The organism is Kocuria sp. UCD-OTCP, from assembly GCF_000349605.1.
Taxonomy (GTDB): domain Bacteria; phylum Actinomycetota; class Actinomycetes; order Actinomycetales; family Micrococcaceae; genus Kocuria; species Kocuria rosea.
Window position 1 is genome coordinate 161959 of the sequence record NZ_KB714683.1, and the last position, 22266, is coordinate 184224.

Genomic DNA, 22266 nt, shown 5'->3' on the forward strand with positions numbered 1-22266 from the left:
CGCTACGGTCGCGGGGGTCGTCGCCGCAGCGACGTTCTCCACCTGGTACGCCTGCGGTTTTCCGCACCCCGGCCCGGCGCTCCGGGCGCCGGCGCGGCTCAGCCGGCGTCCAGCAGGCCGACTCCCATGGCCGCGAGGGTGCCGAAGGCGACGCCCCACAGGACGATGGAGACGATCTGCCACCGGATGACGGCGTTGCGGTCCGCGCCGAAGGAGACCATGGCGGTGGCCGTGATCTGGCTGGGCAGGATCGTTTGGCCGAGCAGGCTCACGCCGGCCACACCGTACTTGTCGAAGGCCCGGCGCAGTCTCTGCTGCCGGGGCGAGGGCTCCCGGGGGTCGCCGGCGAACCTGCGGCGGAGGCCGTGCGCGCCCAGGACCAGCGCCAGCATGGAGGCGACGTTGCCGACGACGGCGGCCCCGACGGCGATCGCCGGGTCGAGGCCGGCCAGGACGCCGACGACGGACCCGAAGTAGGACTCGACGAACGGGATCGCTCCTGCCACCACCACCCCCAGCCACTGGAGCAGCGGCGGCAGGGAGGAGGTGAATTCCTGCAGGGCGTCGATCATCGGGGTCCTTCCGGGGGAGGTCGGCGCGGCCGGCCCGCGTCCGTCGCCGGGGCCGCTCCCAGCACGCTATCGGCGCGGCCCGCCCCGGGGCCTCCCCCGGCAGACGGAGCCTCGGCCGCTCCGGGCGAGGGAACCGTCAGCGGCCGCCGGCCGGCTCCGCCCCGGGGCGGAGGTGGCGGACCAGGAACCGGGCCTGGTCCTCGAGCACGCGCGAGCGCACGGGGTCCTCGTAGACCGCGAAGTGCCCCACCGGGCACGTCACGACCTCGCCCCGCGGCGCCGCCCGGGCGATCCGCGCGGCCCGCCGCGGATCCGTCTCGGTGTCCTGCTCCGCGACGCACACGAGCAGCGGCGCCCGCACCCGTTCGGCGGTGCCCGGCAGGTACACGGGAGGGTGGAGGAGCAGCCGGGGCGCGAACTCGTTGCGCCAGGACGGACCCGTCCTCACGGCGTGCTCCAGGTACCGGTCGCTGTCCGGGTCGATGATCGCGCCCACGTCCCCGGGGAGCGCGAACACCGGGATGCAGCGCGGGGGGAGCCCGCGCCGTCCCCGCAGCTCGTCGCGGACCGCGGCGGCCAGCAGCCGGACGGTGGTCCGCAGGAGCAGCCCGAGCGGGATGTGCTCCTGCTGCTTCTTGGCCCGGATCTCGTCGGTCGTGCTCTCGGAGCCCTTGCCGAACTCCGGCACCTGGGCGACCACGGCCCGGGTCCGCCGGTCCGCGGAGGCCAGCCGCAGGACGTGCCCGCCGGACAGCGAGCTGCCCCACAGCGCGGTGCGGGCCGGGTCGAGGCCGGGCAGGGAGCGGGCCAGGCGCACGGCCGCGCGCCAGTCCTCGAGCTGCTCCGCTGCGTCCACGATCTGCCGGGGTGCGCCGCCGCTGCGGCCGAACCGCCGGTAGTCGAAGGTCAGCACGGCCAGGCCGTGCTCCGCGAGGCCGGCGGCGTGCTCGGCCAGCTGGTCCTGGGTGCCGGTGAAGCCGTGGCCCATGACCACGCAGGGCACCGCGGCGCCGGCCGGCGCCGGGCGGTACAGCGCGGCGGCGCACGGGACGCCGCCCGAGTCGAACGTGAGAGCCTCTGGCATCGTGTCCTCCACCGGCCGCGGCGGACCCTGGTGCCCGCCCGTGGGGTCCATCGTGCGCGCGTTCCGGCGCCGGTGCCAGGGCCCCGGGCGGTCAGGCCGAGGTCACCAGTTCGGACCGGCGCAGCCGGTGGCCCCGGATCGAGACCAGCCGCCGGAGTCCCGTGCGGTCCTCGAGGACCCAGGCGATCCCCAGCTGCGGGACCACCTCGCTGACCGTGCCGGTGAAGCGGGGCTGCCGGTGCTCCCAGGCCTCGATCCGATCACCCGGCCGCACCCGGGCCAGGCCCAGGATCCATCTGTTGCTCGCGGTCATGGGGAGCCCCTTCCGTCTCGTGCGCCCGGTTCCCCCATCCTCGTCCCGGCATGTGGCCGCGGCGTTTCCGGCGGGTTGACGTCCCATGTCCTCTCCTCGGTCCCGGGGGCCGCCCCGGGCCCGGAGGGAGGGCCGGCGGGGTTCAGTACTTCCGCAGCGCCACGCGCGGCTGTCCCGTCCACCGCGCGCGCAGCAGCGCCGAGACGTCCAGGAGCAGGTCCGTGAGCTCCGCGGAGCCGGGGCCCAGGGCGCGGACCACGAGGCCGGGCACCGGCAGCTCGGAGACCCCGCACCGCAGCCCCGGCACCCGGGCCTCGGCCGCGGCGAGCAGGCCGTGGACCTCCTCCACCAGCTCCCGGTCCGCCCGGGGGTCCACGACCAGCAGGGAGCCGAGGTGCGTGCGTCCCTCCAGGAAGCCGAGCCCGGCCACGGCATCCTCGCCCGGGCGCAGGCGGAGGTTGTCGAGGACCACCGTGCGCCCGCCCATCAGCACCTCGGTGCGCAGCACCACGCCGCGGTAGCGGAAGACGGTGCCGTCCGGCGCCCACCCGGGGGTGACCACCTCGCCCGCCACGAGGCAGGCCGAGGGGTCCATCGTCACGGTCGTGGACTGCACGTAGTCGGCGTCCTCGTAGGCGATGAGCTGGTCCGGCAGGTACTCGAGGACCGCGCCGGGACCGAGCGCGAGACGTACGTCCTGGCGGGCGGGGGCGGCCGGGGTGCGGTAGACCTTGGTCGCGGACTGGGTGGTGACCAGAGCGGTGCCGGCGGCCCCGACCGTGACGTCCAGCTCGTAGCGGTCCCCGCCGAGGTACCCGCCGCCGGGATTGACGACGACGAAGCACGGCTGCCCCGACCCGTCCAGGTGGTGCGGGCGCAGCACGCGCAGGGCGCCGGCGTGGAACTGGTGGGCCGCCACGGTCCGGTCCCCGCGGGGCACCAGCACCAGCTCGAGCCGGCCCGTCGGCGCGGAGGCCGGCGCGGCACACCGGCCGGGTGCCGCGGCGGCGGGCGCGGCGGCGGTCACGGGACCATGTCCAGCATCAGCACGTCGTGCCGGATCCACGCGAGGATCCGCTCGAGGCCCTCGTCGGTCCGGAGGTTGGTGAAGCAGAACGGGCGGTCCTTGCGGAACACGGCGGAGTCCGCGGCCATGACGTCGAGGTCGGCGCCGACGTGCGGGGCGAGGTCGGTCTTGTTGATGACGAACAGGTCGGACTTGATCATGCCCTGCCCGGCCTTGCGGGGGATCTTCTCGCCCTGGGCCACGTCGATGACGTAGATGGAGAAGTCGACCAGCTCCGGGCTGAACGTGGCGGAGAGGTTGTCCCCGCCGGACTCGACGAACACGATCTGCAGGTCCGGGTGCTGGGCGCACAGCTTCTCGATCGCGGCCTCGTTCATCGAGGTGTCCTCGCGGATCGCGGTGTGCGGGCAGCCGCCGGTCTCGATGCCCACGATCCGGTCCAGCGGCAGCACGCCGTTGCGGGCCAGGATCCTGGCGTCCTCGATCGTGTAGATGTCGTTGGTGATCGCGGCCATCGAGACCTCGTGGATCAGCGCCCGGGTGACCCGCTCCACGAGCTGGGTCTTGCCGGCGCCCACGGGCCCGCCCACGCCGATGCGCACGGGGCCGCGGCCGGTCGGCGCGGAGGGGGCGGGGGAGACGGTGGTCATGGTGAGCTCCTGGGTCGGTGCGGTCGGTGCGGTGGTGGGTCAGGACATGAACATGCGGGCCCGTTGCCAGGCGTGGCGCATCTGGGCGATCTCCAGGCCGGGACTGGTCGCTCCGGCCTCGTGGTCGGCCATGGACCCGATCCGCTCGACGCCGCGGGCGACGTCCTCGTGCAGGGCGCGCAGCACGCGCTGGCCGGCGTTCTGGCCGATGGGGATGCCGCGCACGGCGTTCTGGGTCAGGGAGGTCACGGTCGAGAAGAGGTACGCGCCGGCCAGCTGCTCCCAGGTCACGCCCAGGCCGGCGCCCACGAGCGCGAAGGCCACCGCGGGACTGCCGCGGCTCGTCCCGGCGCGCTGGCGCTGCGCGTAGGCCAGCAGCCGGGGGGAGGGGAAGTTCTCGGCGCCGATGTCGGTCATCCGCCGGCCCATCGCGGTCGCGGCGTCCCGCACCTGGACGGGCAGGGCCTGGGCGGCCAGCAGGTCGTCGGCGCGCCACACGGCGTCGTCCTCGGCCGCCGTGGCGACCGCGCGCACCGCCCAGCCCTCCGCCGGCACCACCTGGTGGTGCAGGCAGTGCCGGACCCAGGCCAGGAAGCTCGGCTCGTCGTGGACCGTGCCGTCGTCCACGTAGGTCTCGAGCCCCAGGGAGTGGGCGAACGCGCCGGTGGGCAGGGCGGAGTCGGCCAGCTGCAGCACGGCGAGCGTCCCGGCGAGCGATCCGGCGGCGCCCGCGGGGGAGTGCTCAGTGGGTGTGCTCGGCATGGCGGAAGGGGACCTCCATCTGTCGCTCGACGCGAGCGAAGCGCACCCCGGCGCCCTGCAGGAAGGCCTCGGCCGTGTGGTCGTACTGGAGCACCATGACCCCGTCGTGGCCGGGCAGCTCGGGGACCCCGGCCGCGGGGCCGAGGAACTGGGCGGGCAGGTGCCGGTTGCCCAGGGAGTGGGCCACGAAGCCCATCTGCTCGATCGTGGCGGGCGCGACCACCAGGACGTCGGTGGGCAGGGTCGAGACGACGACGGCGCTGTGGCCGTCCCGGTGCAGGATGTCGCCGTCCCTGAGCTCCCGCCGCGAGCTCAGCCGGATCCCCACCTCGGTGCCGTGGTCGGTCACGACCCGCTGGACGCGCTTGCGCAGCTCGGGCCCGGAGAGCGCGACCCGCTCCAGGTGCAGGCCGGCGCGCTCCGGCTCGGTGAGCTCGGCCAGGTTGCCGAGGACGGCTTCGACGATCACGGGTGCGGGTCCTCTCATGGGGCTTCGGGGTGTCTCAGGGTGTGCGGGCCCGGGCGGCGGACCGGTCAGAACAGGAAGTAGCGCTGGGCCATGGCCAGCTCCTCGGCGGGCTCGCACGTGGCGAGCTCGCCGTCCACGCGGACCTCGTAGGTCTGCGGGTCCACCTCGATCTCCGGGGTGGCGTGGTTGTGCCGCATGTCCTGCTTGCTCAGGCCGCGGATCCCGCCCACGGGCAGCACCCGCTTGCGCAGGCCCAGGCGCTCGCCGACGCCCGCCTCGACGGCGGCGCGGGACATGAAGGTGATGGAGTTGGCGTGCGGGGCGGTGCCCTTCGCGCCGAACGCGTCCCGCATCAGCTGCGGCTGCGGGGTGGGGATCGAGGCGTTGGGGTCGCCCATGAGCGAGTGCACGATCTGCCCGCCCTTGAGGACGGCGTGGGGCTTGACCCCGAAGAACACCGGGTCCCACAGCACGAGGTCCGCGAACTTGCCCGGCTCGACCGAGCCCACGACGTCGGCGATCCCGTGCGCGACCGCCGGGTTGATCGTGTACTTGGCCACGTAGCGCTTCAGCCGGGCGTTGTCCCCGCGGCCCGTCTCCTCGGGCAGGGGCCCGGTGCGCCGCTTCATCTGGTCGGCCAGCTGCCAGGTGCGCAGCACCACCTCGCCCACGCGGCCCATGGCCTGGGAGTCGGAGGAGGTCATGGAGAACACGCCCAGGTCGTGCAGCACGTCCTCGGCGGCGATCGTCTCGGGCCGGATCCGGGAGTCCGCGAACGCCACGTCCTCCGGGATGTCCGGGTTGAGGTGGTGGCAGACCATGAGCATGTCCAGGTGCTCCTCCGCCGTGTTCCGGGTGAAGGGCAGCGTGGGGTTCGTCGAGGACGGCAGCACGTGGGGCAGGGCCGCGATGCGGATGATGTCCGGGGCGTGGCCGCCGCCGGCGCCCTCGGTGTGGAACGTGTGGATGACGCGCCCACCGATCGCGGCCACCGTGTCCTCCAGGAACCCGCACTCGTTGAGGGTGTCGGTGTGGATGGCCACCTGCACGTCGAACTCGTCGGCCACGCCCAGGGCCGTGTCGATCGCCGCCGTGGTGGCGCCCCAGTCCTCGTGGATTTTGAGCCCCACGGCGCCGGCGCGGATCTGCTCCGCGAGGGGCTCGGCGGCGCTCGCGTGGCCCTTCCCGAGCAGCCCGAAGTTCATCGGGTAGCCGTCGAGGGCCCGGAACATGCGGGCGAGGTGCCACGCGCCGGGGGTGATCGTGGTGGCGTTGGAGCCCTCGGCGGGGCCCGTGCCGCCGCCGAACATCGTGGTGATCCCGGAGGACAGGGCCGTGCCGATCTGGTCGGCGCCGATGAAGTGGATGTGGGAGTCGATCCCGCCCGCGGTGAGGATCCGGCCCTCGCCGGCGATCACCTCGGTGGAGGCGCCGATCAGGATGTCGACGCCGTCCATGATGTCCGGGTTGCCGGCCTTGCCGATCCCGCTGATGTGCCCGTCCCGGATGCCGACGTCCGCCTTGTAGATCCCGGAGGCGTCGAGCACCACGGCGTTGGTGACCACGGTGTCCACCACGCCGTCGTCCCGGGTCAGCCGCCCGTTGTGGCCCATGCCGTCCCGGATCACCTTGCCCCCGCCGAAGACCACCTCGTCCCCGGGGACCGTGCGATCGTGCTCCACCTCGAGGAACAGCTCGGTGTCCGCCAGGCGCACCAGGTCCCCGGTGGTGGGCCCGTAGAGGCTCGTGTACTGGGCGCGGGACATCTCGTGGCTCATGCCTGCTCCTTCCCGGAAGCGTCGGGGCGGGGGCCGCCGTCGGTGCCGGGGGCGTCCGTGCCGGGGGCGTCGAGGGGCCCGTTCACCCGGTTCGCGAGGCCGTGGACCTCGCGGCGCCCCGCCAGGGCGACGAGCCGGACGCGCTTGCGGTCGCCGGGCTCGAAGCGCACCGCGGTGCCGGCGGGGACGTCCAGGCGGAAGCCGTGGGCCGCCGTCCGGTCGAACTCGAGGCCGGGGTTGGCCTCGGCGAAGTGGAAGTGCGAGCCCACCTGCACGGGGCGGTCGCCGCGGTTGACCACGTCCAGCTCCGTGGTGGGCCGGCCGGCGTTGATCACGACGGGCTCGGGCCGCAGGACGTACTCTCCGGGGATCACGGGCGCTCCTTCGGTGCCGGGGGCGGGCGGGTCAGCGGATGGGGTCGTGGACGGTGACGAGCTTGGTGCCGTCCGGGAAGGTCGCCTCGACCTGGACGGAGTGGACCATCTCCGGCACGCCCTCCATGACGTCCGCCCGGGCCAGGATCGTGGAGCCCCAGGACATGAGCTCGGCCACGGTCCGGCCGTCCCGGGCGCCCTCCAGCAGCTCGGCGGTGATCAGGGCGACCGCCTCCGGGTGGTTGAGCCGCAGCCCCCGGTCCCGGCGCCGCCGGGCGAGGTCGCCGGCCACGACGACCAGCAGCTTCTCCTGCTCACGGGGTGTCAGGTGCACGGCTCTCCTCGGGACGGCGGGTGCTCAGGGACAGTCGTCACCGTAGGGGCTCCGTGTTTCGGCGAGGTTCACCGGGTGTTTCCGGCACGTGCCGGGGCGCGGGCGCACGGGCCGGCGCCCCGGCACGTGCGCCCGCGCCGGCTCAGAGGGCGAGCGCCGCCCGGGCGTGCTCCTCGGCCCGCTCCCCGGCGCGGCCGGAGGCGCTGACCCGCCCGGAGTCCAGGACGTACCAGTCCGTGGCCGAGCCCAGGGCGAAGCCGATCCGCTGCTCCACCAGCAGCACCCGGATCCCGGTGCCGGCGGCCAGCTGCAGGATCTTCTGCTCGATCTCCTGGACCACGGACGGCTGGATGCCCTCGGTGGGCTCGTCGAGGATCAGCAGGGACGGCTCGGTGATCAGGGCGCGGGCGATCGCCAGCTGCTGGCGCTGCCCGCCCGAGAGCAGCCCGGCCCGGCGCTCGAGCAGCCCCTCGAGCGCCGGGAACATCGCCAGAGACCGGTCGACGGCGGCCCGCCCGTTCCGCCGGCCGTCGGCCACCACCTGGAGGTTCTCCCGGACGCTGAGCCCGCCGAAGGAGCGCTGGCCCTGCGGGACGTAGGCCATGCCGCGGCGGACCCGGGCGTGCCCGCCGAGCCCGGTGATGTCCTCGCCGTCGAGCAGGATCCGGCCGGAGGTCACCCTGTTGAGGCCCACGATCGCCCGCAGCAGCGTGGTCTTGCCCGCCCCGTTGTGGCCGAGGAGGGCGACCACGGCGTCCCTGCCGACGGTGAAACCCACGCCGTGGACCACCTCGGTGCGGCCGTAGCCGGTGTGCACGTCCTGGAGCTCGAGCATCAGGAGTCCCCTTCCCGGGGGTCGGCCGCGGTGGCGGCGGCGGTGGCCGTGGTGCCCAGGTAGATCTCCTGGACCCGCGGGTCGGCCTGCACGTGGGCCACGGAGCCCTCGCTGATCACCCGGCCGTCGGCCATCACGGTGACGGAGGTGGCGTAGCGGCGCAGGAACTCCATGTCGTGCTCCACCACGATCGTGATCCGGTCGCCGCCGATCCGGCGCAGCAGCTCACCGGTCTGCTCCCGTTCTTCGTGGCTCATCCCGGCCACGGGCTCGTCGAGCAGCAGCACCTGCGCCTTCTGCACGAGCAGCATCCCGATCTCGAGCCACTGCTTCTGCCCGTGGGCCAGCACCCCGGCCGGGACGTCCCGCAGGGCGGAGAGGTTGATGATCTCGAGGGCCTCCTCCACCTCCCGGGACACGGACCGCCGGGCGGCGAGCAGGGACAGGGGCGGGCGGCCGGCCTCCGCGGCGATGTCGAGGTTCTGCAGGACCGTGAGCTGCTCGAAGACGCTCGCGGTCTGGAAGGTGCGGCCCACGCCCAGCCGGGTGATCCGGTGCGTCCTGCGGCCCACCAGCTGGTGGCCGTCGTGGTCGATCGACCCGCGCGCCGGGACGAGCCCGGTCACGGCGTCGATGAGGGTGGTCTTCCCGGCGCCGTTGGGGCCGATGAGGAAGCGCAGGTCGCCCTGGTTGACCACGAGGTCCACGCCGTCCACGGCCGTGAAGCTCCCGAAGGACACGGTGAGGTCCGTGATCTCGAGGTAGGAGGGGCGGCCGGTGCGCAGCCCGCCGGGCTGCGGCGGGGTGCGGCCCAGCAGGGAGCTCCTCCACTCGGGGCGGCGCGCGGACAGCATCTCGGGGCGTGCGGCGGCGTTCATCGGGCCTCCTCCGCGGCCAGGGCCGCTGCCGGGGTGGGGACGGGGTCGTCGGGGGTGGTGGCCCCTCCGGGGCCGTGGCCGTCGCCGTCGCCGGGGGCGGTCGCGGGGGTGCGGCGACGACGCCGGAGCACACCGGGCAGCGAGGCGATGCCGCCGGGCAGGAACCCGACCACCAGCACGAAGAGCAGGCCCTGGAGGTACACCCAGAAGGACGGGAACGCGGAGGCCAGGGACGTCTCGGCGAAGGACACGGCGATCGAGCCGAGCACGGGCCCGAGCAGGGTCGCGCGGCCGCCGACGGCCACGCCGATGAGGAACGCGATGGACGGGATCACCCCGACGTCGGCGGGGGAGACGATCCCCACCACGGGGACGAACAGCGCCCCGCCGATCCCGGCCATCACCGCGGCCAGGACGTAGGCGGCGGTCTTCACGAGGGCGGGGTCCCGGCCGAGGAAGCGCACGCGCTCCTCCTGGTCCCGCACCGCCACGAGCAGCTCGCCCCACCGGCTGCGGTGGAGCTGCCAGGTGAGGGCCACCATGGCCAGGAGCAGCGCCGCGGTGACGAGGTAGAGGAGCAGCTGGTTGCGCGGGTCGGCGAGGTCGTAGCCGAACAGGGAGCGGAAGCTGCTCAGCCCGTTGGAGCCGTTGGTGAGGACAGGCTGACCGATCAGCCAGACCGCGAAGGCCGCGGCGAGGGCCTGGGACAGGATCGCGAAGTAGGCGCCCTTGACCCGCCGGGTGAAGATCGCCAGGCCCAGGGCCGCGGCCACCGCCGCCGGCACCAGGACCACGCCGAGCACGGCGGCCACCGGGTGGGCGAACACGGCCCACACGGCGGGCAGCTCGGTGACGCCGTTCTGCCGCATGAACTCGGGGACCTGCTCGCCCAGCAGCCGGGTGTCCGCGAGCTGCAGGTGCATGGCCATGATGTAGGCGCCGAGGCCGAAGAACAGGCCCTGGCCCATGGTGAGCATCCCGCCGCGGCCCCAGGCCAGGCCGATGCCCACGGCCACCATGGCGATGCACAGGTACTTGCCGAGCAGGCCCAGGCCGAACCCGCCGAGGGTCAGGGGGGCCAGGACGAGCAGCAGGAGCGCGCCGAGGGCCAGCCCGGCGGCGGCCCCCCGGGGCCCGGTGAGCCGGTCGCGCCACGCGGCGGCGGGACGGGGTGCGCTGGTGGTGCTCATGCCAGACCTCTCGTTCGGACGCTGAAGATCCCCTGGGGGCGCAGCTGCAGGAAGGCGACCACGGCGACCAGCACCAGGACCTTGGCGATCGAGGCGGTCGTGGAGTACTCGACGAAGGCCTGGAGCACGCCCAGGCCCGCCGCGGCGAGCACGGCCCCACGGATCTGGCCGATGCCGCCGGCGACGACCACGAGGAAGGCGTCCACGATGTACGTGGTGCCGAGGGTGGGGCTCGTGGAGCCCACGAGGGTCAGCGCCACCCCGGCCACGCCGGCGAGCCCGGAGCCGATGAAGAAAGTCAGCTGGTCGGTGCGCCGGGAGGAGATCCCGCTGACCTCGGCGAGGTCGCGGCTGAGCACCACGGCGCGGATCCGGCGGCCCAGGGAGGTGCGGTGGAGCACGAGCGCGAGGGCGGCGACCACAATGACGGCCAGGGCCAGCAGGAACACGCGGGACGCCGGGACCGGGACGCCCAGGACCTCCACGGGGCCCTGCAGCAGCTCGGGCAGCCGCACGTCCACGCTGGGGGCGCCGAAGACGTCCCGGGCCACCTGCTGGAGGACCAGGGACACCCCGAAGGTGACGAGCAGCGTGTCCAGCGGCCGGTGGTACATCCGCCGCAGCAGCAGCCCCTCGACCAGCAGGCCGAGGGCCCCGCCCACGAGGAACGCGATCGGGATCGACAGCAGCAGGGAGACCCCGGCGTGGCCGAGCACCTGCTGGACCGTGAACGCGGTGTACGCGCCGGCCATGATGAACTCGCCGTGGGCCATGTTGATGACGCCCATCTGCCCGAAGGTCAGGGACAGCCCCACGGCCGCGAGGAGGAGGATGGAGCCGAGGCTGAGCCCGGCGGACAACTGGCTGACGATGACTTCCATGGACGGCTCTTCTCTCGGTCTGCGGGGCGTCGGGGGCGGTGCCGGCGGCGGCGGGGCGGCTCAGCCGGAGACGCCGTCGGCCCAGTCGTAGCCGGTCAGGAACGGGTCGGGGGCCACGGGCTCGGCGGCCTCCTCGACCGTCTCGATCAGCCCGTCCTCGCGGATCCGGCCGATGCGCGGGGTCTTGGTGACGTGCTGGGTCTCCCCGTCCACCTCGACGGTGCCCTCGGGGGCCTCGACCACGGTCCCGTCGGCGGCCTCGCGCACGGCGTCGACGTCGAAGGACCCGGCCTTCTCGACCATCGCCCGCCACAGGTGCACGGACGTGTAGGCGGCCTCCATGGGGTCGCTCGTGACCCGCCCGGCGCCGTACCGGTCCTGGAACGTCCGCACGAACCGCTCGTTCTCGGGGGTGTCGACGGTCTGGTAGTAGTTCCAGGAGGTCAGCTGGCCGGCGACGTTCTCCACGCCGATCCCGGGGACCTCCTCCTCCGCGACCGACACGGACACCACGGGCACCTCACCGGCTTCGAGGCCCACGGAGGTGTACTGGCGGAAGAACGCCACGTTGGAGTCGCCGTTGAGGGTGTTGAACACCGCGTCGGCGTCCGAGGCCAGGAGCTTGTTGACGATGGTCGAGAACTCGGTCGAGCCCATCGGCACGTACTCCTCGCCCACCACCTCCATGCCGTGGGCCGCGGCGTAGGCGTTGATGATCCGGTTCGCCGTGCGGGGGAAGACGTAGTCGCTGCCCACCAGGAAGATCCGCCGGTGCCCCTGCTCCCGCAGGTGGTCGAGGGCCGGGACGATCTGCTGGTTGGTGGTGGCCCCGGTGTAGAAGATGTTGGGGGAGGCCTCGAGCCCCTCGTACTGCACCGGGTAGAACAGCAGCGAGTCCTGGGCCTCGAAGACCGGGAGCATGGCCTTGCGGCTCGCGGAGGTCCAGCCGCCGAACACCGCGGCCACGCAGTCCTGCCGGATCAGCTTGGCGGCCTTCTCCGCGAACACCGTCGGCTCGCTCGCGCCGTCCTCGGTGACGGGGTCGAGCTCCTTGCCGAGCACCCCGCCGTCGGCGTTGATCTCCTCGATCGCGAGGTTCAGGGAACGGTTGACGGTCGTCTCGCTCACGGCCATCGTGCCCGAGAGGGAGTTGAGCAGCCCCACCTTCACGCTGTTCCCGGAGGTGTCCACGCACGAGCTCGAGGGCGCCTGGGCCGCCTCTGCGCTCGGCTGCGGGTCGTACTTCGCGCCGCACCCCGTGAGGAGCGTGGCGGCCACGAGGGCCGGGATCAGAGCGCGCCGTGCGGGGACCGTCATGCCGTCCTGCTTTCCGGGGGAGGAGTCGCTGGGTGCCGGGCGGTGGTCCTGCGGGCAGGACCCGGTCCGCCGGGATGGGAGCGACGCTAGCCAGCCGGGATTTCCGGGGTGCGGCGCAGAGGTTTCCCGGCGATGTCGGACGCGGCGCCCGGTTTCGGGCGTGTGTCGACCGGTCCCGCAGCGGCGCCGTCCGACGCAACTCCGTATGCTCGGGACCGATGGAGAGCGCGGTCCGCCGGGACCGCCCCGGTGCTTGGAAAGGTCGTGCGGCGATGTCCCCCTCGGTGCGCCCGCTCGCGGTGGCGGTGCTGACCGCGGCCCTGGTCACGGGGTGCGGCTCCGGGTTCCCGAAGGACCCCGAGGGCACCCTCGACCGGGTGCGCGGCGGTGAGCTGCGGGCCGGGGTCTCGGAGAGCCCGCCCTGGACGGAGGTCGCCGACAGCGGCCGTCCCTCGGGGGTGGAGGTCGAGCTGGTCGAGGAGTTCGCCGAGCGGATCGACGCCGAGGTCGTCTGGACCTCCGGCGCCGAGAGCCACCTGATCCGCTCGCTCGAGGGCGGCGACCTCGACGTCGTCGTCGCAGGCCTCACCGAGACGTCCCCCTGGGAGAAGCACGCCGCGCTGACCCGCCCGCACACGGAGATCGAGACGGGAGACGGCCGCACCGAGAAGATCGTGCTGGCCACCCGGCTGGGGGAGAACGGCTTCCTCACCGAGCTCGAGACGTTCCTGGTGGAACGGGAGGAGGGGTGATGTCGCAGTCCGGGGCGAAGGCCCGGTTCGGGTCCACCGAGCTCACCGGCGCCCAGGCGCGCACCCTGGCGCGTGCGGTGCGCCTGGAGAAGATCACCCTCGGGGTGCTCGCCGTGACCGTGGCCGTCGTGGCGCTCGTGGCCGGGCAGTCCCAGGCCATGAAGGTCGCCTGGATCGAGGACTCGCTCTCGTTCCTGCCGCCCCTCGCCTTCCTCGTGGCGGTCCGCGTCGCCGGCCGGCGCCCTACGCCCCGCCACCCCTACGGCTACCACCGCTCCGTGGGCGTGGGCCACCTCGTGGCGGCGGNTCGCCTGGATCGAGGACTCGCTCTCGTTCCTGCCGCCCCTCGCCTTCCTCGTGGCGGTCCGCGTCGCCGGCCGGCGCCCTACGCCCCGCCACCCCTACGGCTACCACCGCTCCGTGGGCGTGGGCCACCTCGTGGCGGCGGTCGCGCTCCTGGCGATGGGCGCGTTCCTCGTGGTCGACTCCGGCTCCGGGCTCCTGCGGGGCGAGCGGCCCCCGATCGGGGTCACGAACCTGTTCGGCACGCCGGTGTGGTCCGGGTGGCTGATGGTGGCGGCGATGACGCTCACCAGCATCCCGCCGGTGGTCCTGGGCCGGATGAAGATGAGGCTCGCGGAGGAGCTCCACGACAAGGTGCTCTACGCCGACGCCGACATGAACAAGGCGGACTGGATGACCGGCCTGGCCACCTCGGTCGGTGTGCTGGGCATCGGGATGGGCCTGTGGTGGGCGGACGCGGTCGCGGCGCTCGTGGTCTCCACATCGATCCTCAAGGACGGGGCCACGAACCTCAAGGGGGCCGTCGCCGACCTCGTGGACTCCCGCCCGACCACCTACGACGACGCCGCGCCGCACCCTCTCCTCCAGGAGATGGAGACCGTGCTGCGCCAGCAGCCCTGGGTGCAGGACGTGGGCGTCCGGGTCCGCGACGAGGGCCACGTCTTCCACGTGGAGGCCTTCGTGGTCCCGGCCGAAGGGGTCGTCCCGACGCTCGAGCAGCTCGCGGCCGCCCGGAAGCGCTGCGCGGACCTGGACTGGAAGATCGAGGACGTGGTGCTCGCCCCCGTGACGGAGCTGCCGGAGGACCAGGTCCCGCGCTGACCCGATCCCTGCCCCTGCGCGAGGGGTCTCGTCCCGAGGCCGTCCGGGCTGTGTTCCGACAGGAGGCGACCCCTCGGCAGGGATGTGGGTGGAACCGGACCCCTCGGCGGGGTCAGATCTTCAGGTGCACCAGGCTCGGCCCCTCGACCGCGAGCGCCTCGACGACCTTCTCGGCCAGGTTCTCCATGGTGGCCTCGAACCCGGCCGCGCCGAAGGCCTCCGCGAGCGCGGGCCAGTCCGGCTGCCGCAGGTCCACGGCGAGCGGGTCGATGTCCCGGTCGGTCATGTTCTGCCGGATCTCGCCGTAGCCCCCGTTGTCCACGCACACGATCGGCAGGTCCACGCCGAGCTCCACGGCGGTCATCAGCTCCTGGATCGAGAACATCAGGGCGCCGTCGCCCACGAGGCACAGCACGGGCCGGTGCGGGGCGGCGAGCTTCGCCCCGATCGAGGCGGGCAGGCCGTAGCCCAGGGTCGCGTAGGTCCCCATGTAGAGCAGGGAGTGCGGGAGCTGGGCGCGGAAGAACGTGGTGGAGCCCAGGTAGGTGACCTGGGAGGAGTCGCCGCCGATGATCGTGTCCTCGGGCACCACCGCCATGATCGTCTCGTTGAGCGCCGCGAGCTCGGGCGCGGTGCGGCGGCCCTCGTCGTCGAGCCGGGCGAAGACCTCGGTGAGGTCGCGCGGGGGGCGCGGGGCGAGCGGGCCGATCGCCTCGAGGAGCTGCGGGACCACGGCCGCGGAGTGGCCGGGCAGCTCGATGTCCGGGTCCAGGTTGCACAGCATCTGGTCCCGCATGATGTCCACGCGCACGACCGGGCCCCGCGGCGTGATGTCCCCGCCCCACAGCTCGGCCTCGCCCACCTTCGAGCCGATGACCAGCAGGGCGTCGGCGGAGCGCAGGAACTCGTGTGCGGTGGACAGGCGCAGGTCGGCGCCCAGCGAGAGGCGGTGCCGCTCGGGGATCGCGCCCTTGCCGTTGGTCGTGGTGATGACCGGCGCCTCGAGCAGCTCGGCGAGCTCGAGCAGCCGCGCGCCGGCGGCCAGCGAGCCGCCGCCGGCGAGGATGACAGGGTGCTCGGCGTCCCGCAGCACCTCGGCGGCGCGGCGCACGTCGTCGACCGGCGCCGGCTGCGGGGCACCGAGCCGGCGCGGGGCCACCTGCCGGTCGGTGTAGTCGAGCTCCGCCTCCAGGACGTCCAGCGGGATCTCGATGTGCACCGGCCGGGGGCGGGAGTGGGCGAAGTCCCGGAAGGCGTCGTGGACCATGGTCACGGCCTCGGCCCCGCTGGTGACCCGGCGGCTGCGGCCGACGATCGCGTCCACGGCCGCGGACGGGTTCTTCGTCTCGTGCAGCGAGCCGATGTCCCGGAAGTCGTGGCCCACCGGACGGCCGGGGGACAGGATGATCATCGGGCGGGACTCGGCGTAGGCCGTGGCCGCCCCGGACAGCGAGTTGAGCAGGCCCGGCCCGGACGTGGTGATGACGACGCCCGGCAGCCCGGAGACCTGGCTCCACCCGTCGGCGCCGTACGCGGCGCCCTGCTCGTGGCGGGTGGTGACCGCCCGGATGCCCAGCTCGCGCAACGGGCGGTAGAACTCGAGCGAGTGGGTCCCGGGGATGCCGAAGACGGTGTCGACGCCGTAGCCCCGGAGGGTCTCCAGCACGGCACGGGCGGTGGTCCTGCGGGCGGTCATGAGCGGTCCTCCAGGGGGTGGGGCGGGTGGTGCGGGGCGGGTGGAGCGGGTGGAGCGGGCCGTGCGGCGGACGCCGGCGGTCAGCCCTCCCCGGCGGGCCGGTCCTTGACGTAGAGCAGGCGCTTGTTGACGAACTCGTCCATGCCCAGCGGGCCCAGCTCCCGGCCGTAGCCGGAGCGCTTGACCCCGCCGAAGGGCANTAGAGCAGGCGCTTGTTGACGAACTCGTCCATGCCCAGCGGGCCCAGCTCCCGGCCGTAGCCGGAGCGCTTGACCCCGCCGAAGGGCATCTCGGCGCCCTCGGCCTCGGCGGCGTTGACGGCGGCCATGCCCGCGTCCAGGCCCTCGGCGAGCCGGCGCGCCCGGTCGGGGTCCGTGCTGAAGACCGCCCCGCCCAGGCCGTAGGGGGTGTCGTTGGCCAGGGCGAGCGCCTCCGCGTCGTCGGCCACCCGGTAGACCACGGCCACGGGGCCGAAGAGCTCCTCGTGGTGGGCGGCCATGTCCGGGGTGATCCCGGTGAGCACGGTGGGCTCCAGGTACGCGCCCGGGCCCTCGAGCAGCCGCCCGCCGGCGTGCAGAGTGGCGCCGGCGTCCACGGCGGCCCGGATCTGACGGGCCAGTCCCTCGGCCGCGGCCCGGGAGGACAGGGGGGCGAAGGTCCCGGGGGCGGCCTCGGCCGGGTCGCCCGGGGTCAGCGCCTCGGCCTGGCGGGTCAGCTCGGCCACGAACTCGTCGTAGAGGTCCGCCATGACGATCATCCGCTTGTTGGAGTTGCACGCCTGGCCCGTGTTGCCCATGCGGGTGGCGAAGGCCGCGCGGGCGGACTCGCGCACGTCGTCGGTGTCGAGCACGACGTAGGGGTCGGAGCCGCCGAGCTCGAGGACGACCTTCTTCAGGTTCCGCCCGGCGATCTCGGCGACCTTCGCCCCGGCCCGCTCGGACCCGGTCAGGGACACCCCCTGGACCCGCGGGTCGGCGATGATGTCCGCGACCTGGTCGTGGCTCGCGAAGACGTTGGCGTAGGCGCCGGCCGGCACCCCGGCGTCGTCCATGAGCTGCTGGAGGGCCAGGGCCGCCCGGGGGCAGGACTCGGCGTGCTTGAGCACGATCGTGTTGCCCAGCACCAGGTTGGGGGCCGCGAAGCGGGCCACCTGGTAGTAGGGGTAGTTCCACGGCATGATCCCCAGCAGCACCCCCACGGGGCGCTTCTGGACCACCGCCCGGCCGCCGCCGGAGGCCGTGATGGGCTGGTCCGCGGCCAGGGCCGGGCCCTGCTCGGCGAAGTACGCGAAGATCTCGGCGCAGAACGCGACCTCGTCCCGGGCCTCGGCGAGCGGCTTGCCCATTTCCTCGGTGATGACGGCGGCCAGCTCCTCGACCCGTTCGGTGAACAGCGTCCCGACGCGGGCCGCGACGGCCGCCCGCTCCTCGATCGGCAGGGTCCGCCAGGCGCGGAACGCGGCGTCGGCGCCGGCCAGGGCCTCCTGCACCTGGGCGTCGGTGGCGGTCGGGTGCTCGGCCAGGACCCGGCCGGTCGCCGGGTTGACGGATCGGTAGGAGGACAGGGCGGTGGATCGGGCGTCAGCGGTCATGGCGGGGTCTCCTCGGGAATGATCGGGTGTCGTCGTCGGCGTCGGCGTCGGCGTCGGTGGCGTCGTGGTCCCGGGGCGGGGACCGGGCAGCGGCGGCGCGGGGCTCACGGCTGCATCGCCACCGCCCGCACCGGGGAGCCGTCCAGTCCGCGCAGCCGCAGCGGCAGGACGCTCACCAGCGGGTCCCGCCAGTCGACGGCGTGCAGGTTCGTCAGGTTCTCGACGATCGCCCCGCCCGCCCCGAGGACCGCCGCGTGCACCGGCAGCTCGGGTGGGCCGGACGCGCCGGCGTCCGGGGTGCGGTCCGGGTTGAGGGTGTCCGTGCCGAGCACGTGCACGCCCGCGGACAGCAGGCGCTCGGCGATCTCCACGTCCAGCACCGGGTGCGCCAGGTAGCGCGGGGTGCCGAAGTGCCGGGACCAGTCGGTGCGGAACAGCACGATCGTGCCGGCCCGCACGTCCTCCAGCTGTGCGCGGACGTGCGCCCATCGGATCACCTCGTGCCCCCGGAGCTCCGGCACGTGCACGATGCGCGCCGGTCCCACCAGGCGGGCGAGGTCGAGCTCGTCCACGGGCGAGCCGCCGTCCACGGTGTGCAGCGGGGCGTCCACGTGCGTGCCGCTGTGCGTGCCCAGGTGCAGCTCGGCCACCTGGAAGCCGTCCCGCGGGACGGACGCCGCGAGCCGGGAGTCCACGGCCGGGTCCCCCGGGAAGACCTGCATGCCGGCCTCCACGGGGTGGCTCAGGTCAACGAGGCGCATCGGCGGCCTCCTCCGGCCTGCTGGCCGCGCCGACAGTGCCGACAGTGCCGACCGTGCAGGATCCGCCGGTCCGCTCGGGCGCGGCGGCCCCGTCCCGCGCCCCGGCCCCGTCCGTCCCGGTCCTCCCCGCCTCGGCGAGGTGTCGCTGGACCGGCCGGCCCGGCACGATCCGCTTCGCCGCCAGGGCCCAGAGCAGGTAGAGCGCCGCGGAGAGGGCGAACGTGGGAATGGTCGCGCCCACGGGGCTCGGCAGCACGTAGGTGAGCACCAGCGAGCAGACCGCGCCGACGGCCCACACCGCCACGGCGGCGGGGTTGACCCCGCCCCGGTACCAGTACCGGCCGCCGCGCCCGCGCAGGATGTCCGCCGCGTAGGCGCCGCGCTGGACCACGTAGTAGTCCACCAGCATGATCGCGAAGACGGGGATGAACAGCGAGCCGATCAGCACCAGGAACTCGGTGAACTGGTCCAGCAGGCCCAGCCGGGTGGACCCGAGGACCGACACGGCCCCCAGCACGAGCGCCGTGGGCAGGAACCGCAGCCTCCGCGAGGGCGTGAGGTTCACCACCGAGGAGACCATGCCGTAGACGACCATGGTGTTGGTGGCCATCACCGACAGGAAGACCACCACCGCCAGGGGCGCGCCGAAGGCGGCGACGAGCACCGTCGGGTCGAACCCGACCGCCTCCCCGCCGTCGAGCACCACGTAGGCGACGGCGGTGGCCCCGAGGCTCATGGCCGCGACCGTGGACAGGACGTACCCCGCGCCGGAGCCGATCATGCCCGCGGACTGCCGGCGGGCGAGCCGGTTGAACTCCGCGGAGAGCACGGTCCAGGAGATGGCCGTGGCGATGACGACGTCGAGGACCGCGATGGGGGACCAGCCCGCCCCGGGGTCCACGGGCAGGGCGGCGAAGTCGGCCACCGGGTAGGACGTGAACGCCACCGTGAAGACCCAGGCCATGATGCCCAGGATCACCACAGCCAGCCACGGCTCCACCCGGGCGATGCCCTCGTGGCCGAGGACGGCCAGCGCCACGACCAGCGCCTGGCAGAGCACCGAGAACAGCACCGGGTTCGAGTAGCCGGTCGCCTGCGCCACGAGGAAGTTCACGGTGACGCCGGCGAGCATCGCCTGCACCCAGCTCCAGCCCATGAGGATGACCACGTTCGCGGCCACCGGCAGGAAGGACCCGCGCAGGCCGAAGGAGCCCTTGGTCAGGGACATGGTGGCGAGACCGGTGCGGGTGCCCATGTTCCCCACGAGCACCAGCACCGCCCCGCCGATCAGCGTGCCCAGGACGATCATGGCCAGGGCCGTGGGCCAGGACACCCCGGGCACGAACAGCGTCCCCGTCAGCAGGGTGGTCACCACCAGGTTCGCCGCGAGCCAGATCATCCCGATCCGGCCCGCGCCCAGCGTGCCGCGCAGCGGGCCGTAGCCCTCGGAGTTCTCGTCCAGGTGGTCCGAGAGCCGGGACCAGGCGCTCACGGGCGGGCCTCCGCGCGGTCGGCGCCGGAGCCCGCGAGGCGCTCGTTCCACTGCCGCAGCACCCCGGCGTGCGTGGGGCGGGACAGCAGCGAGACCACCACGTAGACCAGCGCGGAGCTCGCCAGTCCCAGGTAGATGGGGGCGTTGGCCAGCACGCCGAAGACCGCCATGGACGCCACGGTCACCACGGACCCGACGAGCATGGACAGGGCCGCGCCGAGGCTCGTCCCCCGCCGCCACAGGAGCCCGCCGAGGATGGCGACGAGCAGGCCGCCCACCAGGATGTCGTAGGCGATGGTCAGGGCGGTGACGGTGTCCGAGACGAAGATCGAGATCACCGTGATCACCACGCCGAAGACGAGCACGTAGAGCCGGTCCCCGCGCAGCGCCTCGGCGGTGCCCTCCGGGGCGGGGGCCGCGTGCCGGGTGAGCAGGGACCTCAGGGTCGGCACGACGTCGACGCGGGCCACCGTGGCCGCGGCGATGAGCGCGCCCGAGGCCGTGGACATCATGGCGGCGACCCCGGCCGCGAGCACGATCCCGCCGAGCCCGGCCGGGACGTACTGCTGCGCCATCGTGGCGAACGCGTCGTCCGGGGAGGAGAGGTCCGGGGCCACGGCGGCGGCCGTCATCCCGATGACGGCCCCGGCCACGCCGTAGAGCGCCACGTAGGCCGCGGAGGCGAGCCCGCCCCAGCGGGCGACCTGCGGGGAGCGGGCGGTGAAGACGCGCTGCCAGATGTCCTGGCCGATCAGCATGCCGAAGCCGTAGACCACGAACTGGGTGACGATCGCCTGCGTGCCCATGCCGTCCCAGGTGAAGAACGTGGCGTCCAGCCGGTCCTCGAGCCCGGTCCAGCCGCCCGCCGCGGAGAGGGAGAACGGCAGCAGGACCAGGAAGATGCCGACCGTCATGAACACGAACTGCATCATGTCGGTGAGCGTGATCGACCACATCCCGCCGAGCACGGAGTACGCCACGACCACCACGCCGCCGAGCAGGATCGCCCACGACCGGTCGAGCGGGAAGAGGACCGAGAAGATCGCGGCGTACGCGGAGGTGGAGGTCACCGAGAGCATCACGGTGTAGGCCAGCATCACGAACGAGGACGCCTTGGCCCCGCCGCGCTCGCCGTAGCGCAGCTGCAGCATCTGGGAGACGGTGAACACCTTGAGGGACTGGATGCGGCCGGCAAAGAACAGGCTCAGCGCGGCCAGGCCGGTGGCGATCGCCACCACCAGCCACATCCCGGAGATGCCGTAGGTGTAGCCGAGGCCCACCCCGCCCACGGTGGACGCGCCGCCGAGGACCACTGCGGCCATCGTCCCGGTGTAGAAGCCGGGGCCCAGGCGGCGGCCGGCCACCCGGTAGTCCTCGGCGTCGTGGGCCCGGCGGCTGGCCCAGAGCCCGACCGCCACCATGGCGACCAGGTACAGCACGATGATCAGCACGTTCATGGGTGTCGCTGCTTCCTCGGGGCGCGGGCGCCCACGGGGTCGATCGGGAGCCTCCCCGGAACGGGGTTGCTCTACAAGAAACAAAAGTTGTCCCACATAGTATGATGCAGATCATGTTTTGGGAANAGGTACAGCACGATGATCAGCACGTTCATGGGTGTCGCTGCTTCCTCGGGGCGCGGGCGCCCACGGGGTCGATCGGGAGCCTCCCCGGAACGGGGTTGCTCTACAAGAAACAAAAGTTGTCCCACATAGTATGATGCAGATCATGTTTTGGGAACGGGTCCGGGTCGTGACGGGCGGGTAAAACCGTCCGGGAGGAGGCGTCGTCGTCGTGAAAGCACTGCCCATCGAGAGCTCCGGGCACACCGCCGCCGTGGGGTCGCGGCTGCGCAACCACCGGCGGCGCAGCCACATGACCATCGACCAGCTCGCCTCCGCCGCGGGCCTCACCAAGGGCTTCGTCAGCCGGGTGGAGCGGGACATCACCTCCCCGTCCGTGGACTCCCTGGTGCGGATGTGCCAGGTGCTGCGGATCGACGTGGGCGCGCTCTTCGCCGGGCCCGCCGACGTGGAGCTGGTCCGGCTCGAGGACGCCCCGCACATCGACCTCGGCGGCGAGGGCATCGAGGAGCAGCTCGTCACGCCGTCGGCCCAGCGCCAGGTCCAGGTCATCCGGGCCCGCGTGGCCGCCGGGGGCCGGGGCGAGGACGCGATGTACAGCATGGACTGCGAGACCGAGGTGCTGCACCTGATCAGCGGCCGGTTCCGGCTCCACGTCCCGGACCGCACCTTCGACCTGGCGGCCGGGGACACCGTCACCTTCCCCGGCTCCGAACCGCACACCTGGGAGAACCCCGGCACCGAGGACGCCGTGCTGCTGTGGATCCTCGGCTCGTGAGCCCCCCGCCCGGCCCGTCCGCCACCC

General features: G+C 73.6%; 22 protein-coding genes and 1 pseudogene. 3 read left to right on the plus strand and 20 right to left on the minus strand.

Annotated features, from left to right (window positions below; all coding sequences use genetic code 11):
• Positions 1-98 precede the first annotated feature (98 nt).
• From H488_RS34375 to urtA, 15 genes are all read right to left on the minus strand, one after another.
• A complete protein-coding gene (locus H488_RS34375; protein WP_017834789.1) occupies positions 99-572 on the minus strand; it encodes a hypothetical protein in 474 nt (157 codons plus the stop codon).
• A 136-nt stretch (positions 573-708) separates the two neighbouring features.
• Positions 709-1656, minus strand: coding sequence for an alpha/beta hydrolase (locus H488_RS34380; protein ID WP_031283725.1), 948 nt, complete (start codon positions 1654-1656; stop codon positions 709-711).
• A 91-nt stretch (positions 1657-1747) separates the two neighbouring features.
• Positions 1748-1969 (minus strand): hypothetical protein, encoded by a 222-nt coding sequence (locus tag H488_RS34385; protein WP_017834791.1) that lies wholly within the window; start codon positions 1967-1969, stop codon positions 1748-1750.
• Between the two features lie 142 nt (positions 1970-2111).
• Positions 2112-2996 (minus strand): urease accessory protein UreD, encoded by an 885-nt coding sequence (locus H488_RS34390; RefSeq protein ID WP_017834792.1) that lies wholly within the window; start codon positions 2994-2996, stop codon positions 2112-2114.
• Positions 2993-3646, minus strand: coding sequence for an urease accessory protein UreG (ureG, locus tag H488_RS34395; protein ID WP_017834793.1), 654 nt, complete (start codon positions 3644-3646; stop codon positions 2993-2995). Before ureG ends, H488_RS34390 begins: the two co-directional genes overlap by 4 nt.
• A 39-nt stretch (positions 3647-3685) precedes the next feature.
• Positions 3686-4408, minus strand: a complete 723-nt coding sequence (locus H488_RS34400; protein ID WP_017834794.1) for an urease accessory protein UreF — start codon at positions 4406-4408, stop codon at positions 3686-3688.
• Positions 4389-4877: an urease accessory protein UreE gene (locus H488_RS34405; protein WP_017834795.1), complete on the minus strand. Its 489-nt coding sequence runs from the start codon at positions 4875-4877 to the stop codon at positions 4389-4391. The genes H488_RS34400 and H488_RS34405 overlap by 20 nt, the downstream gene beginning before the upstream one ends.
• Before the next feature lie 65 nt (positions 4878-4942).
• Positions 4943-6655: an urease subunit alpha gene (gene ureC / locus H488_RS34410; protein ID WP_017834796.1), complete on the minus strand. Its 1713-nt coding sequence runs from the start codon at positions 6653-6655 to the stop codon at positions 4943-4945.
• A complete protein-coding gene (locus H488_RS34415) occupies positions 6652-7029 on the minus strand; it encodes an urease subunit beta (RefSeq protein ID WP_017834797.1) in 378 nt (125 codons plus the stop codon). Before H488_RS34415 ends, ureC begins: the two co-directional genes overlap by 4 nt.
• A gap of 31 nt (positions 7030-7060) precedes the next feature.
• A complete protein-coding gene (locus H488_RS34420) occupies positions 7061-7363 on the minus strand; it encodes an urease subunit gamma (protein ID WP_017834798.1) in 303 nt (100 codons plus the stop codon).
• Positions 7364-7505: 142 nt separating this feature from the next.
• Positions 7506-8198 (minus strand): ATP-binding cassette domain-containing protein, encoded by a 693-nt coding sequence (locus tag H488_RS34425; protein ID WP_017834799.1) that lies wholly within the window; start codon positions 8196-8198, stop codon positions 7506-7508.
• Positions 8198-9076, minus strand: a complete 879-nt coding sequence (gene urtD, locus H488_RS34430) for an urea ABC transporter ATP-binding protein UrtD (protein ID WP_017834800.1) — start codon at positions 9074-9076, stop codon at positions 8198-8200. Before urtD ends, H488_RS34425 begins: the two co-directional genes overlap by 1 nt.
• On the minus strand, positions 9073-10266 hold the full coding sequence (gene urtC / locus H488_RS34435; RefSeq protein ID WP_017834801.1) for an urea ABC transporter permease subunit UrtC: 1194 nt from the start codon (positions 10264-10266) through the stop codon (positions 9073-9075). The genes urtD and urtC overlap by 4 nt, the downstream gene beginning before the upstream one ends.
• Entirely contained in the window at positions 10263-11147 is an 885-nt protein-coding gene (gene urtB / locus H488_RS34440) for an urea ABC transporter permease subunit UrtB (RefSeq protein WP_017834802.1), read from the minus strand. Before urtB ends, urtC begins: the two co-directional genes overlap by 4 nt.
• 60 nt (positions 11148-11207) lie before the next feature.
• Positions 11208-12464, minus strand: a complete 1257-nt coding sequence (gene urtA, locus H488_RS34445) for an urea ABC transporter substrate-binding protein (protein ID WP_017834803.1) — start codon at positions 12462-12464, stop codon at positions 11208-11210.
• A 218-nt stretch (positions 12465-12682) separates the two neighbouring features.
• Between urtA and H488_RS34450 the strand changes: the two genes are divergently transcribed.
• Positions 12683-13216: a substrate-binding periplasmic protein gene (locus tag H488_RS34450; RefSeq protein WP_237740475.1), complete on the plus strand. Its 534-nt coding sequence runs from the start codon at positions 12683-12685 to the stop codon at positions 13214-13216.
• Between the two features lie 357 nt (positions 13217-13573).
• Complete coding sequence (locus H488_RS34455; protein WP_017834805.1) at positions 13574-14341, plus strand: cation diffusion facilitator family transporter; 768 nt, start codon at positions 13574-13576, stop codon at positions 14339-14341.
• A 112-nt stretch (positions 14342-14453) separates the two neighbouring features.
• On the opposite strand, the gene H488_RS34460 is transcribed toward H488_RS34455, so the two are convergent.
• The 5 genes and pseudogenes from H488_RS34460 to H488_RS34480 all read right to left on the minus strand — a co-directional run bounded on the left by H488_RS34460 (position 14454) and on the right by H488_RS34480 (position 21338).
• Complete coding sequence (locus tag H488_RS34460) at positions 14454-16037, minus strand: thiamine pyrophosphate-binding protein (protein WP_017834806.1); 1584 nt, start codon at positions 16035-16037, stop codon at positions 14454-14456.
• 205 nt (positions 16038-16242) lie between these two features.
• Positions 16243-17628, minus strand: a pseudogene (locus tag H488_RS36845) (NAD-dependent succinate-semialdehyde dehydrogenase); the annotation flags it as partial.
• A 104-nt stretch (positions 17629-17732) separates the two neighbouring features.
• Positions 17733-18389: a cyclase family protein gene (locus tag H488_RS34470; protein WP_017834809.1), complete on the minus strand. Its 657-nt coding sequence runs from the start codon at positions 18387-18389 to the stop codon at positions 17733-17735.
• On the minus strand, positions 18376-19881 hold the full coding sequence (locus H488_RS34475) for a purine-cytosine permease family protein (protein WP_017834810.1): 1506 nt from the start codon (positions 19879-19881) through the stop codon (positions 18376-18378). Before H488_RS34475 ends, H488_RS34470 begins: the two co-directional genes overlap by 14 nt.
• The gene (locus tag H488_RS34480; protein WP_017834811.1) at positions 19878-21338 is read right to left on the minus strand and encodes a sodium:solute symporter; all 1461 of its coding nucleotides are present in this window, start codon (positions 21336-21338) and stop codon (positions 19878-19880) included. Before H488_RS34480 ends, H488_RS34475 begins: the two co-directional genes overlap by 4 nt.
• 334 nt (positions 21339-21672) lie before the next feature.
• On the opposite strand from H488_RS34480, the gene H488_RS34485 reads away from it, so the two are divergent.
• On the plus strand, positions 21673-22239 hold the full coding sequence (locus H488_RS34485) for a helix-turn-helix domain-containing protein (protein WP_017834812.1): 567 nt from the start codon (positions 21673-21675) through the stop codon (positions 22237-22239).
• The last annotated feature ends 27 nt before the right edge of the window (positions 22240-22266 follow it).